Source organism: Streptomyces pactum (assembly GCF_016031615.1).
Lineage (GTDB): Bacteria > Actinomycetota > Actinomycetes > Streptomycetales > Streptomycetaceae > Streptomyces > Streptomyces pactus.
This window is the reverse complement of sequence record NZ_JACYXC010000001.1, coordinates 5,838,994-5,853,845: the sequence shown is the minus strand read 5'-3', so window position 1 is coordinate 5,853,845 and position 14,852 is coordinate 5,838,994. Positions and strand designations below refer to the sequence as shown.

The 14,852-nt window shown below is 74.8% G+C and carries 13 protein-coding genes; 7 read left to right on the top strand and 6 right to left on the bottom strand.

Going from position 1 to position 14,852, the window contains the following annotated elements; translation table 11 throughout:
• The first annotated feature begins 52 nt into the window (after positions 1 to 52).
• Both IHE55_RS23005 and IHE55_RS23000 read left to right on the top strand, forming a co-directional pair.
• On the top strand, positions 53 to 943 hold the full coding sequence (locus IHE55_RS23005; RefSeq protein WP_197990760.1) for a LysR family transcriptional regulator: 891 nt from the start codon (positions 53 to 55) through the stop codon (positions 941 to 943).
• A gap of 375 nt (positions 944 to 1,318) precedes the next feature.
• On the top strand, positions 1,319 to 2,848 hold the full coding sequence (locus IHE55_RS23000) for a helix-turn-helix domain-containing protein (RefSeq protein WP_197990759.1): 1,530 nt from the start codon (positions 1,319 to 1,321) through the stop codon (positions 2,846 to 2,848).
• Positions 2,849 to 2,987: 139 nt separating this feature from the next.
• Here IHE55_RS23000 and IHE55_RS22995 read toward each other — a convergent pair whose 3' ends face one another.
• Positions 2,988 to 3,677 (bottom strand): response regulator, encoded by a 690-nt coding sequence (locus IHE55_RS22995; RefSeq protein WP_197990758.1) that lies wholly within the window; start codon positions 3,675 to 3,677, stop codon positions 2,988 to 2,990.
• Positions 3,674 to 4,969 carry a sensor histidine kinase gene (locus IHE55_RS22990; RefSeq protein ID WP_197990757.1) on the bottom strand — a complete coding sequence of 432 codons (1,296 nt, stop codon included), beginning with the start codon at positions 4,967 to 4,969 and terminating at the stop codon, positions 3,674 to 3,676. The genes IHE55_RS22995 and IHE55_RS22990 overlap by 4 nt, the downstream gene beginning before the upstream one ends.
• Positions 4,970 to 5,189: 220 nt before the next feature.
• Here IHE55_RS22990 and IHE55_RS22985 point away from each other — a divergent pair, with 220 nt between their 5' ends.
• Positions 5,190 to 5,882, top strand: coding sequence for an ABC transporter ATP-binding protein (locus tag IHE55_RS22985; RefSeq protein WP_197990756.1), 693 nt, complete (start codon positions 5,190 to 5,192; stop codon positions 5,880 to 5,882).
• On the top strand, positions 5,879 to 8,332 hold the full coding sequence (locus IHE55_RS22980) for an FtsX-like permease family protein (RefSeq protein ID WP_197990755.1): 2,454 nt from the start codon (positions 5,879 to 5,881) through the stop codon (positions 8,330 to 8,332). Before IHE55_RS22985 ends, IHE55_RS22980 begins: the two co-directional genes overlap by 4 nt.
• A 252-nt stretch (positions 8,333 to 8,584) precedes the next feature.
• On the opposite strand, the gene IHE55_RS22975 is transcribed toward IHE55_RS22980, so the two are convergent.
• Positions 8,585 to 9,040, bottom strand: a complete 456-nt coding sequence (locus IHE55_RS22975; protein ID WP_232265666.1) for a DUF6193 family natural product biosynthesis protein — start codon at positions 9,038 to 9,040, stop codon at positions 8,585 to 8,587.
• Between the two features lie 524 nt (positions 9,041 to 9,564).
• Here IHE55_RS22975 and IHE55_RS22970 point away from each other — a divergent pair.
• Complete coding sequence (locus tag IHE55_RS22970) at positions 9,565 to 10,308, top strand: S1 family peptidase (RefSeq protein WP_197990754.1); 744 nt, start codon at positions 9,565 to 9,567, stop codon at positions 10,306 to 10,308.
• Positions 10,309 to 10,473: 165 nt separating this feature from the next.
• On the opposite strand, the gene IHE55_RS22965 is transcribed toward IHE55_RS22970, so the two are convergent.
• A complete protein-coding gene (locus tag IHE55_RS22965) occupies positions 10,474 to 11,238 on the bottom strand; it encodes an alpha/beta fold hydrolase (protein WP_232265665.1) in 765 nt (254 codons plus the stop codon).
• A 196-nt stretch (positions 11,239 to 11,434) separates the two neighbouring features.
• Positions 11,435 to 12,406 carry a LysR family transcriptional regulator gene (locus tag IHE55_RS22960; protein WP_197990752.1) on the bottom strand — a complete coding sequence of 324 codons (972 nt, stop codon included), beginning with the start codon at positions 12,404 to 12,406 and terminating at the stop codon, positions 11,435 to 11,437.
• Positions 12,407 to 12,501: 95 nt separating this feature from the next.
• On the opposite strand from IHE55_RS22960, the gene IHE55_RS22955 reads away from it, so the two are divergent.
• On the top strand, positions 12,502 to 13,659 hold the full coding sequence (locus IHE55_RS22955; protein WP_197990751.1) for a nuclear transport factor 2 family protein: 1,158 nt from the start codon (positions 12,502 to 12,504) through the stop codon (positions 13,657 to 13,659).
• Between the two features lie 30 nt (positions 13,660 to 13,689).
• Here IHE55_RS22955 and IHE55_RS22950 read toward each other — a convergent pair whose 3' ends face one another.
• The gene (locus tag IHE55_RS22950) at positions 13,690 to 14,295 is read right to left on the bottom strand and encodes a TetR/AcrR family transcriptional regulator (protein WP_197992180.1); all 606 of its coding nucleotides are present in this window, start codon (positions 14,293 to 14,295) and stop codon (positions 13,690 to 13,692) included.
• 98 nt (positions 14,296 to 14,393) lie between these two features.
• On the opposite strand from IHE55_RS22950, the gene IHE55_RS22945 reads away from it, so the two are divergent.
• Entirely contained in the window at positions 14,394 to 14,843 is a 450-nt protein-coding gene (locus IHE55_RS22945) for a VOC family protein (protein ID WP_307826788.1), read from the top strand.
• The last annotated feature ends 9 nt before the right edge of the window (positions 14,844 to 14,852 follow it).

The window sequence follows — 14,852 nt, the reverse complement described above, 5'->3', positions numbered from 1 at the left end:
TGATTCCTGCTCTGTCCATCAGTGTTGCTGATGGACGGTGATACTGAGGGCCATGGATCCACATCTGCTCCGCACCTTCGTCTCGGTCGCCCGCCACGGCTCGTTCTCCGGCGCCGCCCGCGAGCTGGGCTTCACCCAGTCGGCGGTCTCCCAGCAGATCGCGGCGCTGGAGGCGGACCTGAGGACCGCGCTGCTGACCCGGCGTCCGGTAGCGCCGACGCCGGCCGGCGCCCGGCTGCTGGAGCACGCCGGTCCGCTGCTGCTGCGGCTGGAGGCCGCGCGGGCCGAGATCGCCGCACTGGCCGCGGCACCCACCACCCGGCTGGCCGTCGGGGTCTCGCCGCTGGCGCTGACGCCGGGTCTGGCCGGGGCGCTCGCCGAGGCGGAGCGGCGCCATCCGGGAACCACGACGACCGTCCGGGTGCTCGGCCGGGACGCGATTCCGGCGGCCGTGGCGGCCGGGAAGCTGGACCTGGGTCTGGTCGACGGCGCCACCGCGCCCAGCGATCCGCTGCCGCTGCCCGACGTGGCGCCGCTGACCACCGTGCCGGTGGCGCGGCAGCCACTGGCCGTGGCGCTGCCGGCCGGCCATCCGCTGGGCCGCCGTCCGGGGCTGCGGCTCGCCGATCTCGCCGACGCCCGCTGGCTGGACGCCCCGGAGTGCGGGGTGCCGCTGGACCGGCTGCGGGCCGCCGCGGGCGGAGGTTTCCGGCCGGCGGCGGGCTACCACGGCGCCGATGTGCGCGGACTGCTCCACCTGGTCGCGGCCGGGCACGGGCTCGCCCTGCTGCCGCACGGCGCCGCCGAGGGGGCGCCGGGGGTGGTGGCGGTGCCGCTCACCGCGCCGCGCCTGGTGCACCGGGTGGAGCTGGTGCACCTCGCCCTGCCGGCGGGCCCGGCGGCCCTGGTGGCCGAACTGACCGCGGACGCGCCGCACGGGTGAGTCCCGCGCGACCGGGTAGGCGGACCCGACGGGCCGACCACGGCCGTGGTCGGCCCCGCGTCCGGCGGCATGCCCCTGACGACCCTGACGGGCGGTCCGGCGACGGGCCGACCCGGCCCCGGCCGGCGGATCGGCGGACGGCGCGTCAGCCGGCGGCACGGCCCGCGGCGGGAGCCCGGAACGGCTCACCCGGGGCGGCGCGGCCCCCGACGGGAGGCCGGACGGGACGTCATGGCGGTGTCCCGGACGGCCGGAAAGCACCGCCCGGGACACCGCCATGACGCCGGCGACCGGTGACACCGTCGGGTGAACCCGGTACTCCGGATGACCCCACCCATATCATCTGCATCTCATATGTGAGATAGCATCATCGTCATGACAGATGACTACCTCACGCGTATCGGCAAGCTCATCCGCGACGCCCGCCAGCACCGGGGCTGGACGCAGTCGCAGCTCGCGGAGGCGCTCGGTACGAGCCAGAGCGCGGTCAACCGCATCGAGCGAGGCAACCAGAACATCAGTCTTGAGATGATCGCCCGTATCGGTGAGGCGCTGGACAGTGAGATCGTCTCCCTGGGATACGCCGGGCCCATGCATCTGCGGGTGGTCGGTGGCCGCCGGCTCTCCGGCAGCATCGATGTGAAGACGAGCAAGAACGCCTGCGTCGCCCTGCTGTGCGCCTCCCTGCTCAACTCCGGCCGTACCACGCTGCGCCGGGTCGCGCGGATCGAGGAGGTGTACCGGATCCTGGAGGTGCTGGGGAGCATCGGGGTGCGCACCCGCTGGATCAACGACGGCGCGGACCTGGAGATCGTGCCGCCGGCCGAGCTGGACCTGGACGCGATGGACACCGAGGCCGCCCGGCGCACGCGCAGCGTCATCATGTTCCTGGGCCCGCTGCTGCACCGCCTGGACTCCTTCAAGATTCCCTACGCGGGCGGCTGCGACCTGGGAACCCGTACCGTGCAGCCGCACATGACCGCGCTGCGGCACTTCGGGCTGGAGATCACCGCCACCGACGGCACCTACCACGCCCAGGTGGACCGTTCGGTCTCCCCCACCCGCGCGATCGTGCTGACCGAGCGCGGCGACACGGTGACCGAGAATGCGCTGCTCGCCGCCGCCCGCTACGACGGCATCTCGGTCATCCGCAACGCCTCCTCCAACTACATGGTCCAGGACCTGTGCTTCTTCCTGGAACAGCTGGGCGTCAAGGTCGAGGGGGTCGGCACCACCACGCTCACCGTGCACGGCGTGGCACACATCGACCGGGACGTGGACTACGCCCCCTCCGAGGACCCGGTGGAGGCGATGAGCCTGCTCGCCGCCGCGGTGGTCACCGAGTCGGAGCTGACGATCCGCCGGGTGCCGGTGGAGTTCCTGGAGATCGAGCTGGCGGTACTGGAGGAGATGGGACTCGACCACGAGCGCAGCCCCGAGTACCCGGCGGACAACGGCCGTACCCGGCTGATCGACCTGACGGTCCGGCCGTCGAAGCTGAGCGCCCCGCTCGACAAGATCCACCCGATGCCGTTCCCCGGCCTGAACATCGACAACGTGCCGTTCTTCGCGGCCATCGCGGCGACCGCCCAGGGCTCGACCCTCATCCACGACTGGGTCTACGACAACCGCGCCATCTACCTCACCGACCTCAACCGGCTCGGCGCCGGCGTCAAACTGCTCGACCCGCACCGCGTCCTGGTCGAGGGCCCGACCCGCTGGCGCAGCGCCGAGATGATGTGCCCGCCCGCGCTCCGCCCGGCGGTGGTGGTGCTGCTGGCGATGATGGCGGCCGAGGGCACGTCGGTGCTGCGCAACGTCTATGTGATCAACCGGGGTTACGAGGACCTCGCCGAGCGGCTGAACTCCATCGGCGCGCAGATCGAGACGTTCCGCGACATCTGACGCGGCGACGCCGCCGCGCCTCCTGCCGGTGCCGGTGCGGGCCGGTGGGCGGGGGCGGCGGCCTCCGTGGGTTTCCCTGCCCTCCCGTCCCCTCCGTCCGGCCGCCGGCCGGCTGCGGCCGGTAGGGGCCGTCACCCCGTCACCCGGTCGTCCCGCCGGGGGAGACGAGCCCCGACTCGTAGGCGAAGACGACGGCCTGGACGCGGTCGCGCAGGTCCAGCTTGGACAGGATGCGGCCGACGTGACTCTTGACCGTGGTCGGGCTGAGGAACAGCCGGGAGGCGAGTTCGGCATTGCTCAGGCCCGTCGCGAGCAGGCGGAGCACCTCCAGTTCGCGCGGGGTCAGGCCGGACAGATCGCGGTGCGGGGCGACGGTCCGCGGCTCGTCGCGACGGGCGAAGCGCTCGATCAGCCGGCGGGTGATCGTGGGCGCGAGGAGGGCGTCGCCGGTCCGCACCAGGCGCAGGGCGGACACCAGGTGTTCGGGGGTGACGTCCTTGAGCAGGAAGCCGCTGGCGCCGGCGGTGAGCGCGGCGTAGACGTAGTGGTCGAGGTCGTACGTGGTGAGGATGACCACCCGCGTGCCGGCCGGGCCGGCGTCGCCGGTGATGTGCCGGGTGGCCTCGATGCCGTCCATCCCCGGCATCCGGATGTCCATGAGGACGACGTCGGGCTGTGTGCGGCGCACCGCCGCGACGGCCTCGGCCCCGTCGGCGGCCTCGGCCGTCACCTCGATGCCGCCGGCGGCCAGGATCATCGCGAAACCGGTGCGGACCAGGGCCTGGTCGTCGGCGATGACGGCGCGCAGTGGTGCCCGGTCCGCGGTCATACCGCGCTCCGCGGGATGCGGGCCGTCACCCGGTAGCCGCCGGCCGGTGCCGGTCCGGCCGTCAGCTCGCCCCGGTAGACGGCCAGCCGTTCGCGCACCCCCATGAGGCCACGGCCGCCGCCACGCACCGGCGGGTGGTCACCGGCGCCGCCGGTGTCGGTGACCTCGATCTCCAGCCAGTCGTCGGTGTGACCGACGACGACGGACGCCCGCGCGCCGCGCGCGTGTTTCATCGTGTTGGTCAGTGCCTCCTGGACGACGCGATACGCCGCGAGGTCCACCCCCGGTGGGAGCGGGTCGGGCGGCAGCGACACCGCGACGCCCACGGGCGTGCCGGTGGCGCGTACCCGTGCGACGAGCGCGTCCAGCCGCGCGAGCCCGGGCTGGGGCTCCAGGCCGTCCGGCCTCTCCTGGTCCGGTGCGGCCAGCAGGCCCATCACATGGCGGAGTTCGGCCATGGCGGCCCGGCCGCCCGCCTCGACGGCCAGCAGCGCCTCCTTCGACCGCTCGGGCGCCATGTCCATCACGGTGCGGGCCGCGCCGGCCTGGATCACCATCACGCTCACATTGTGGGTCACGACGTCGTGCAGCTCGGCGGCGATGCGGGCACGCTCCTCCGCCACGGCGCGCCGCGTGGCCTCCTCCTGGGCGGCCCGCAGTTCCGCCATCCGGTCCCGGTCCGCGGCCAGCCGCAGCTGAAGGAAGCGGACGAGGCTGGCCAGCGACCCGGCCACCAGGAGCACGAATCCCGGGCTGGACCACCCCGGGAGCACGGGGTCCGCGTTGCGGAAGGCGATGCCGGACAGCACGGCGGCGATCACCAGGACGACGATCGCCGCCGTCCGGTAGCGGCTGTGCACGACGGCGCTGTAGGCGGCGATGACACAGGCCAGGACGGTGATCCAGGAGGCGGAGTCGCCGATGGCCAGTGCCGCCCCCAGCACCACCAGGAACAAGGCCAGCGGATACCGGCGCCGGCCCGCCAGCGGCAGCGTCGAGACGACGACCAGGGCCCAGGGCGCGGAGGCGGGTTCCCCCTCGGGCACCTGACCGGGGCCGGGCGGCCGGGGCGGGGCCGGCACCCCGGTCCCGGCCTCCACCGTGGGGGGACCGAGGTGCACCGGCCCGTCGCCGGCACCGCGCGCCGCCACGAACAGGGCCACGACGGTCAGGACGCCCGCCAGCACCACGTCGGCGCGCACCGCCCGCCGGGACAGCGGGGCGGGCTTCGCCTCCGGGCGGAGCAGGTCGATGAGTTGCCGATGCCGGCTGCGCCGGGCTTCCGTCTCCACCCGTGCATTGTGCTGCGCTCCCCGCCGGGCCCGCGTCCGCCTGTCCGGCCGGGCGCACCGTCCCGGCGGCCTACTCCTCAAGGAGGACCCCGCGGCCGGATCCTCCGCGGGGAGGGCCCGATCTCGGTTCCGCGGCCGAGGCGTTCCACCACGCGGCATCCCTAGGTTCGCGGCACGGGCAACGGCCTGTCCCTCGTGACCGCAAGGACGGACAACTCATATGCAGCACGTGATCGAACTGGAGCGTGTGACCAAGCGCTACGACAGCGCCGGCGCGCCGGCACTGGGACCGCTCACGCTCGGCGTCGCCCGGGGTGAGGCGCTTGCCGTCACGGGACCTTCCGGCAGCGGCAAGTCCACGCTGCTGAACCTCGTCGCCGGCCTGGACAGGCCGACCGAGGGCGCCGTGATCGTGGCCGGGCGACGGATCGACCGGTTGAGCGAGCACGCCCTCGCCACGTTCCGCCGCCGGCACATCGGCATGGCCTTCCAGTTCTTCAACCTTCTCGACGACCTCACCGTCACCGACAACATCCAGCTCCCGGCCCAGCTGACCGGGACCGGCCGGCGCGAGGCCGCGGCCCGCGCGGGGGAGCTGATGGAGATGCTGGGCATCCGGCAGCACGCCCGCGCCTACCCGGGCCGGCTGTCCGGAGGCGAACGCCAGCGGGTCGCGGTCGCCCGCGCCCTGGTCAACCGGCCGGCGCTGCTGCTCGCCGACGAGCCCACCGGCGCGCTCGACACCGCCTCGGGCCACGACGTCCGCGATCTGCTGCTGGATCTGCACCGGGCCGGTCAGACCATCGTGCTGGTGACGCACGACCCGGCGCTGGCCACGGCCTGCGCGAGCCGCACCGTCCACCTGGTCGACGGCCACGTCGCCCGCGACTCCTCCGCGCGGGCCGCCCGATGAGGCCGTTCGGTACCGGCGCGCTGGGCCGGGTCGTACGTGCCGGGGTCGGCCGGCGGCGGGTGCAGACCGTGGTGATCGCCGTGGCCACCCTGATGGCCGTGGCGTCGGCCGTGGTCGCCGGGTCGCTGATGGTCGCCGCGGCCGCGCCGTTCGACCACGCCTTCGGCAAGCAGCGGGGTGCGCACCTCACCGCCCAGTTCGATCCGGCCGGGGTGAGCGCGGCACAGCTGGCGGAGACCGGGAATGCGGCCGGTGTCACCGCGAGTTCGGGGCCGTACCCGTCGACCGGGTTCCGCCCGGTGGACCGGACAGGATTCCGGCTGCCGACGCTGACCCTGGTCGGGCGGTCCGGTCCGGACGGCGACGTGGACCGCGTGGAGCTGAGGTCCGGCCGGTGGCCGCGGAAGCCGGGCGAGATCGTGCTCGCGGCGTCCTTCGAGGGGCCCACCATCGGGATCGGCGCCACCCTGAGGACGTCGGACACCACGGACGCCGCCACGCTGTCGGTCGTCGGCTTCGCCGTGTCGGCCGGCGAGAGCGCCGACGCCTGGGTGACGCCCGCGCAGGTCGGCGCGCTGGCGTCGGAGGGCAACCCGGTCACGAGCCAGATGCTCTACCGCTTCGACTCCGCGAGCACGACGGAACAGATCCTCGCCGGCCGGAAGAGGCTGGCCGCCTCCGTGGCCCCCGGGGCGCTGCTGGGCACGCAGTCCTGGCTGGACACCAAACGCGCCGCCGATCAGGCCGCGGCGGCGACCGTCCCGTTCGTGGTGGCCTTCGGTGCGCTCGGCATCGCGATGTCGGTGATCATCGTCAGCAGTGTGATCAGTGGTGCGGTCGGCACCGGTCTGCGCAGGATCGGCATCCTCAAGGCCATCGGCTTCACCCCGCGCGAGGTGGTACGCGCCTACGTGGCCCAGGCGCTGATTCCGGCCGGTGCCGGCATCGTCCTGGGCGTCGCCCTGGGCAACCTCCTGGCGGTGCCGCTGCTGGCGGACGCCGAGGCGCTGTACGGCACCGTCTCGCTCTCGGTGGCCTGGTGGGTGGACGTCGCGGTGCCGGCCGCCGCCCTGGTCGTCGTCGGGCTCGCGGCGCTGGTTCCGGCGCTGCGGGCGGGGAGACTGCGCACGGTCGAGGCGATCACCGTCGGCCGGTCGCCGCGCACCGGACGCGGCCGGTGGGCCCAGCGGGTGATGGGGCTGCTGCCGCTGCCGCGTCCGGTGACCTACGGCCTCGCCACCCCCTTCACGCATCCGGTCCGTACCCTCGCCGTGCTGCTCGCGGTGGCGTTCGGCACGGTCGCGGCGACCTTCGCGGTAGGGCTGACCTCGTCCCTCACCGCGATCGGCAACTCCCAGGACCCCGAGAGCCGTGCCGCGGTCACGGTCACGACCACCGGGCTGAACGACCTCGCTCCCCCTCCCCCTCCGCCTCCGCCGGCGGCGGGCGGCGAGACAGGTCCGTCGCCGGTGGACGGCGGCGCGGCGGATCCGTCGCCGGTGGACGGCGGCGAGCCACGCCCGTCCCGGCCTCGTGCCGCCGATCCGGCAAAGGTGCGGGCCGCCATCACGTCACGGGCGGGCACGGGGTCGTACTACGGCAAGACCCGGACCGAGGTCGCCGTGGCCGGGATCTCCGGCTCGGTCCGGGCCGGCCTCTACGAGGGGGATGCGCGCTCCGGCAGCCACGCGATGATCGACGGGCACTGGATCACCGGCACGGGTCAGGTGGTGGTGCCCACGCGCTTCCTGGAGAGGACCAGCACCGAGATCGGCGACACGGTGCGGGTGACCTACGAGAAGGAGACCGTGGACCTGCGGATCGTGGGCGAGTCCTTCGACACCTCGGGCGGCGAGCTGGAGATCCACGCGGACATGGCCAACTTCGCGTCGGCCGAGCCGGACCGCTTCCTCGTCGACGTGAAGCCCGGCGTCTCCGCCGACCGGTACGCGCGGGAGATCTCCGCGGTCGTACGGCCGCTGGGCGGTGACGCCACGACCAACGCCCGCTCGGGCCAGGAGGGCACCATCCTCATCATGTCCGCGACGGCGGTGCTGCTCACCCTGATGCTGATCTGCGTGGCCGGCCTCGGGGTCCTCAACTCCGTGGTCCTGGACACCCGGGAACGCATCCACGACCTGGGCGTCTGCAAGGCGATCGGCATGTCGCCGCGGCAGACCGTGAGCCTCGTGCTCTCCCCGGTGGCCGCGATCGGCGCGATCGGCGGGCTGATCGGCGTGCCGGCGGGATACGCGCTGCACCACCTCGTCATGCCGGTGATGGGGCGTGCCGCCGGCACCGGCCTGCCGTCATCGGTCCTCGACGTGTACGGGCCCGTCCAGTTGCTCCTGTTGGGACTGGGCGGGGTGGTGATCGCGGTGCTGGGCGCGCTGGTCCCGGCCGGCTGGGCGGCCCGGGCGCGTACGGCCACGGCGCTGCGCACCGAGTAGCGTCCCGGTGCCGGTTGCCCGCACCGCACCGGGCCGGCGTCCGCGGAGGCACCGTTTCCGCGGATGCCGGACCCGGGCGGGCGGGTGGCCCCGGGTATCCGGCGGACCGGGAACCGTCCCACCGGCCCGGGCGGCGGTGTCCGAGCACAGCGGCAGCGGGCTGCCGGTACCCGGGTTGCCGCCGCTCCGGGAGGCTGATCACGATGGCGGCATGGGACATCTCTCCGCCGATGTGCGGGCGATCGGACCGGGTCAGGTCGGGGAGTGGTCGGCGTTCCCCCACCCGGCGGCGGTGGGCCGGGCTCCGGCTTCGTGCATCGCGAGTTCTTCCGGGGTTCCGACGAAAGCGGGCCCGCAGTTCGGGGGGAGACGCTCGACCACCATCGCGATGGCTTCCCGCGGCGTGGTGGCCGGCCCGACGGTCTCGCCGCGCAGGGGGCCGCAGACCAGGTAACCACCGCTCGCCCCGGGCCGGATGTAGGGAATGTCCCATGTCCATCGCGGCTGTGTGCAGCGGCTGAAGTGCAGCTCTCCCATGCCCGTCCACGGGAACAGCCGGCGCAGGCGGGGTTCGGCCCAGGCGGCTTCGAGCAGTTCGGGACGGATGCGACCGTCGTCACGGACGGCCTGCCAGCCCGCTGTGACCGGGTCACGGCCCGGCTGCGTCGCTCCCGTCGTGCCCTCCCCCGCTCCGCGTCTCGTCCGCAAGGGTAAGGCTTCCGTCCGGCGGTGGGAGCACATCCGGTCGAGACGTCCCCGCGCGGTGCGGGTCCCGTCGGGATTCGGCGAGGTCGGTGGCCGGTGCCCCCGGCCTTCCCGTGCCGGAGGGGACACCGCGGTGACCGGCGGGACCGCTCCGGGCGGGAACCACCGGCTCGGGGTGCGCGGCGATCGGCAGCCGGTGCCCGCCGAGCCTCCGGGGCCTCACCGCCCGACGCGGGGCGGCGGGCCGGGCGAGTGCGGGATTCCGCAGCGGTGCGGGGGCGGATCGCCACCGAGGGGCGCACACCCCTCGACCCGGCGGCCCGTCGGCGGCATGGTGGGAGGGCACGGGCCGGTGAACGCCCGTCCCCGCCACGGCGGCACACCCGCCCGTGGCACGGGCACCGGGGCCGCCGGCACCGGGACGGCGAGTAGCCCCGGCAACGACAGGTACGGCAACAGCAGGTACGGCAACGGCAGGAACCACGCAGGACGACTCGGGTCGTCGAGCAGCTCACCCGGGAGGACCCATGCGCTCCGTCAACCGCTCCGACCGCTCCGCCCGCTCCGCGCGATCGGGCCTGCGCCGGCTGCGCGCCCTGGCGACGGGCGTCGCCGCGGTGCTGGCCGCCCTGACGGCGTCACCGGCCGCCGCGTCGGGCGCCCGGCAGCCGGACGCCGGGCCGGCCGCCACCACCGCCGTCCGTGGCGGCGACACCCTCTACGGCGCCGACGGCACGGTGTGCACGGTGGCCTTCAACGCCCGCTCGGGCAGCACCTACTACGCCCTGATGCCCGGTCACTGCGCCGGGCCCGGCACCACCTGGTACGCCGATCCCTCCCGCAGCGTCGTGGTCGGGACCACCATCGGTGCGCACTTCCCGGCTGACGACTACGGTCTGCTCCGCTACACCGGCACCGCCGTCACCCACCCCGGCGAGGTGACCCTGCGCGACGGGACGGTGCGTGACATCACCGGCGCAGCTCTTCCGGTCGTGGGACAGTCGATGTGTCACCTGGGCCGCGTCTCCGGCATCCACTGCGGCACGGTGAGCGCGGTGAACGTCTCCGTGAACTACCCGGAGGGCACGGTGACCGGCCTGTTCCGGTCCACCATCTGCTCCGAGCCGGGCGACGTGGGAGGCCCCGCCTTCTCCGGCACCACCGCCCTGGGCTTCATCGTGAGCGGCAGCGGCAACTGCCGGACCGGCGGCAGCACCTTCTACCAGCCGGTCTCCGAGATCCTCGCCGCCTACGGGCTGACCCTGTACTGACCCGGTGGCCCCGGCCGGACCGGTGCGGTGAACCGCCCGCGGAGCTTGGGCGGATGCGCGACCGGGCGGTGGCCGGGCGGGGCGTGCCCGGCCACCGTCGCCGGGACGCCGCGGCCTCTTCGCCGGTGGTTCCTCCGGTCCCGGCCGGCCACCTCGCGCAGGGGCTCAGCCCGGATCGGACAGGAAGTCCTCGACGGCGGCGGCGAACCGGTCCGGGGCGTCGTGGTGGACGACGTGGCCGGCGGGCAGCTCCACGAGACGGGCCCGGCCGGCGCGGCGGGCGATCATCTCGGCGGCATGGCCGGCGGTCAGCTCGTCGCTGCGTGTGCCCCGGATCAGCAGGGTGGGGCAGGCCACCGCCGTCCAGTCCGGCCAGTGGTCGCCGTTGAGTGCCCGCTGGGACGCCACCGTGTGCTCGATGCCGAACGAGAATCCCCAGCCGTCGTCCGACCGGCGGAAGGAGCACTCCAGGTAGGGGGCCACCGGCCCCAGCGCGGTCACCAGGTCCTGGCGCGACGGCGCACGGCGGGGCAGGCGCAGGGTGAAGGACCAGTCGCTGTTCACCACCGCACCGATGTCCTCGACGATCAGCGCACGGACCCGTTCCGGCCACCGGGCCGCGTACTGGTACGCGTTCACCCCGCCCAGCGAGTGGCCCAGCACCGCCACCGGGCCGATGCCCAGGTGCCGGTGGAAGGCGGCGACATCGGCGACGTAGCCGTCCCGCCCGTAACACCGGGCGCGGTCGGACTCGCCGTGCCCGCGCTGGTCGAGCGCGAGCACCCGCCACCGCGGTGCCAGCGCCTCGGCCAGCGGCGCGAACGCCGACGCCTCGTTGTAGTGTCCGTGCAGCGCCAGCAGGGGAGCGCCCGGACCACCGAAGTCCAGGTAGGACAGTTTCCGGCCGCCGACGTCGAAGAACTCACGCATGGCGCGGATGCTATGCGGCGGCACCGACATCCCACCGCGGGCCGGTGGCCCCCGCGGAGGTCGTTGGCCTAGCAACCGCCGTGGGGCCGTCGGCCGGCAACCGTCCCGGAGGCCGACCGGCCGGCAGCCGCCGTGGGGGCCGCGGCCGGCCGTCTCCCCGGGGGCCGGCGGTGTCCCGGTCGCGGACCGTCCCGGCTCACGGGTCCGTGGTGCCCTCGCGAGGTACGAGCACCGCGGGGCGGGTCCCCGGGTCCGTCGGCCGGTGTCCGGCGTGGCCGGGACGGACCGCGGCGAAGGCCACGGTGAGCTGGTCGAGCAGGGCCGCCGCGCGGGGGTGGGGGTCGCGGCGCGGCGTGATCGTGTAGATCCCGCGGGTCGGGGGATCGACCAGGCCCACGGTGGTGATGTCGGTGCGCAGTGCGCGGGTCAGCACGCCGGGAATCAGCGCGATCGCGTGGCCGGTCGCGACCAGGGCGAGCTTGCCCGGCAGATCGGCCGCGGTGAGATCGATCCGGGCGCCGGCCCCGGCACGGGCTGCGTGCTGGTGCAGGAGCGCCGCCGATCCGTCGTTGTCCTCGACCCAGGTCTGGTCGGCGAGGGTCCGCAGGTGCACCGGGCCCCGCCCGGCCCGCGGGTGTCCGGCGGGCAGGGCGACCACCATCTCGTCCAGCCCGAGGAAGCGGCGCTCCACCCGCGGGTCGTGGGGCAGGCCCGGCGGCGCGTCGGTGACGACGGCGACGTCGAGTTCCCCGGAGAGCACCCGGTGGTGCAGGCCCGCGCTCAGGCCGGGGAGCAGGCTCCAGCGCAGCGGTCCGGTCTCCTCCAGCAGGGCCCGGACGGCCTCGGGGACGATCCCCGCGGCGAGCGAGGGCGTCGCACCGACGGCCAGGGGCCGGTCGGACACCCCCTCGCCGGCCTCCCGTGCCGCGTGCACGGCACGGTCGGCCTCGTTGAGCGTGGCCAGCGCGTGGTGCCGGAACACCTCGCCGGCGGGCGTCGGGCGTACACCGCGCGCGTGCCGCGCCACCAGGGGCACGCCGATCTGCCGCTCCAGGCCGGCGATCTGGCGGGAGACGGCCGACTGGGTGTGATGCAGCTCGGCGGCCGCCGCCGACAGCGATCCGAGCCGGCACACGGTGACGAAGGTGCGCCACACCGTCAGGTCCATGGCGCCAGTATGCCGGGCCGGTATGCGCCTCATGCAGGGGTGCCCTGCGCAATCTGCGCTTGTCGCAGGTCTTCCGGCACAGCATTGTGGCGTGCATGACCACACCGCACACGATCGCCGTCCTCGGGCTGGGCCGCATGGGCGAGGCGATCGCGACCCGACTGGCCACCGAGGGCTGGAACGTCGTCGGCTGGACGCGCTCGGGGCGCACGTCGGGCACCGTCCGGACCACCGTTGATCTGCACGACGCCGTGGCCGGGGCCGACCTCGTGCTCCTGGCGCTGTTCGACGGGGCGGCCTGCCGGCAGGTCCTCGACGACGCCCGCGCCGCGCTGCGCGCCGGCGCGACGGTGGTGAACACCGGCACCGTCGCCCCCGCCGAGGCCTCCGCCCTGGCCCGGCGGTACGGCCCGGCCTACGTCCACGCGCCGGTGCTCGGCTCGGTACCGGCTGCCGCCGCCGGTACGCTGCGGATTCTCGCCGCCGCGGACGCGGACGCGCTCGACCGGGCCCGGCCGGTGCTGGCAGCGCTGGGCACCGTCCGGCCCGTCGACGACGTCCCCACCGCCGCCGCGCTCAAGCTGATCGCCAACCACAGCCTCGCCGGCGCCGTCCTCGCGCTGCGCGACTCCCTGCGGCAGGCCGAGGCCCTGGGCCTGCCCCGCGCCGAGGTGCTCGACGTCCTGGAACTCGGCCAGCTCGGCGGGCTGGTGGCGCGCAAACGCCCCTTCCTCACCGCCGGACCGGCCGCCGCCCCGGCCGAGTTCACCACCGGCGCGCTGGCCAAGGACCTGGCTCTGCTGGCCGGTGCGTCCCGCGCTCCCCTGGGCGTCGCCGCCGGACTGGCCGGCTCCACCGTGGACGCCGCGGCCGACATCGCCGTCGCCGCCACGGCCCCCGCCGTGGACGACGCCGTGCTCGCACCCCTCCGCGCCTACCTGCGCGGGCACGCCACCGGCGATCCCGCCCACTTCCGGGAGGCGTTCCGGCCCACCGCCCACATCGAGGGGATCCGGGACGGCGCGTTCGTCTCCTGGCCGCTGGACGAGTACTGCGCCCTCTTCACCGGCCGCCCGGCCGCCGACGAGGCGAGCCGCACCCGCCGCCTGGACACCGTCGAGGTCCACGGCACCGTCGCGACCGCGACCATGACGCTCTTCCACGGCCCGGACACGTTCACCGACGTCTTCCTGCTGGTCCGGGCCGACGGCGTCTGGCGCATCGTCAACAAGGCCTACCACCGGCACCCCTGACGGGGCACCGCCGACCGGGGCGGGAAGCGGTCACCCGCCGGGGCCGGGCGGCGCCCCGGCGGGGGTGCGCAGTCCGGCCAGCAGCCGGTCGAGCGCCCGTTCCGCGGCCCGGGGGTCGCCGCCCCGCGCGATCCACAGCGCGGACTCGTTCATCGCCCCCGAGAGCAGCCGGGCCAAGGGCTCCACCGGCTCGTCGGCGATGATCCCCGCCCCGGCGAGCGCCGCCAGGATGTCGGTGAGGTGCCGGGCGGAGGACTCCTCGTCCAGCGCCCGCCACTCGTCCCAGCCGAGCACGGTCGGCGCGTCGATCAGCAGGATCCGCCGTACCGCAGGGTCGCTCCCCGCGGCCAGGAAGGCCCGGCAGCCGGCCCGGAGCTGCTCCCACAACTCCTCGTGGTGCCCGGCGGCGGTCGCGACCCGCTCCCCCAGTTCCCGCTGGACCTCGGCGACGACGGCCCGGAAGAGCCCCGCCTTGCTGGCGAAGTGGTGGTAGGCGGCGCCCTTGGTCACCCCGGCGGCGCTCGCCACCTCGGCCAGCACCACCTGGTGGTACCCGTCCGCGGCGAACCGCCGCCGCCCCTCGTCGAGCAGCGCCTGCCGTGTCGCCGCCCGCTGCCGCGCCCGGCTGACCGCCATCACGCCCACCGCCCTTCCTCTTTCACATACCCGGGGTATGCTAGCGCGCATCGATCCACATACCCGGGGTATGTGAAATGAGACCGGAGGACTCTGCCGTGACGCATCAACCGAGCACCACGCCCACGACCCGGCTCGGCGGCTTCTACCCGGTGCTCGCCACCCGGGACGTGGCGGCCTCGCGCGACTTCTACACCCGGCACTTCGGGTTCGAGGTGACCTTCGAGGCCGACTGGTACGTCAGCCTGCGCCGCCCCGACGCGCCGCAGTACGAACTCGCCCTGCTGGACCACGCCCACCCGACCCTCCCCGAGGGCCACCGGGAGGCGCTCCGGGGCGGCCTGCTGCTGAACTTCGAGGTGGACGACGTGGACGCGGAACACCGGCGGCTGGTGACCGAGGCCGGCCTGCCCGAACTGCTGTCCCTGCGCACCGAGAACTTCGGCCAGCGCCACTTCATCACCGCCGCCCCCGACGGCGTGCTGATCGACGTCATCACGGTCGTCCCGCCCGGCGAGGAGTACGCCGCCCACTACACCGGCGCCTGATCCCCGGCC

Excerpts from the sequence above, each read along its gene's own strand:
- IHE55_RS23005 (WP_197990760.1), top strand. The coding sequence starts at position 53 with ATGGATCCACATCTGCTCCGCACCTTCGTCTCGGTCGCCCGCCACGGC.
- IHE55_RS23000 (WP_197990759.1), top strand. The coding sequence starts at position 1,319 with ATGACAGATGACTACCTCACGCGTATCGGCAAGCTCATCCGCGACGCC.
- IHE55_RS22995 (WP_197990758.1), bottom strand. The coding sequence starts at position 3,677 with ATGACCGCGGACCGGGCACCACTGCGCGCCGTCATCGCCGACGACCAG.
- IHE55_RS22985 (WP_197990756.1), top strand. The coding sequence starts at position 5,190 with ATGCAGCACGTGATCGAACTGGAGCGTGTGACCAAGCGCTACGACAGC.
- IHE55_RS22980 (WP_197990755.1), top strand. The coding sequence starts at position 5,879 with ATGAGGCCGTTCGGTACCGGCGCGCTGGGCCGGGTCGTACGTGCCGGG.
- IHE55_RS22970 (WP_197990754.1), top strand. The coding sequence starts at position 9,565 with ATGCGCTCCGTCAACCGCTCCGACCGCTCCGCCCGCTCCGCGCGATCG.
- IHE55_RS22965 (WP_232265665.1), bottom strand. The coding sequence starts at position 11,238 with ATGCGTGAGTTCTTCGACGTCGGCGGCCGGAAACTGTCCTACCTGGAC.
- IHE55_RS22960 (WP_197990752.1), bottom strand. The coding sequence starts at position 12,406 with ATGGACCTGACGGTGTGGCGCACCTTCGTCACCGTGTGCCGGCTCGGA.
- IHE55_RS22955 (WP_197990751.1), top strand. The coding sequence starts at position 12,502 with ATGACCACACCGCACACGATCGCCGTCCTCGGGCTGGGCCGCATGGGC.
- IHE55_RS22950 (WP_197992180.1), bottom strand. The coding sequence starts at position 14,295 with ATGGCGGTCAGCCGGGCGCGGCAGCGGGCGGCGACACGGCAGGCGCTG.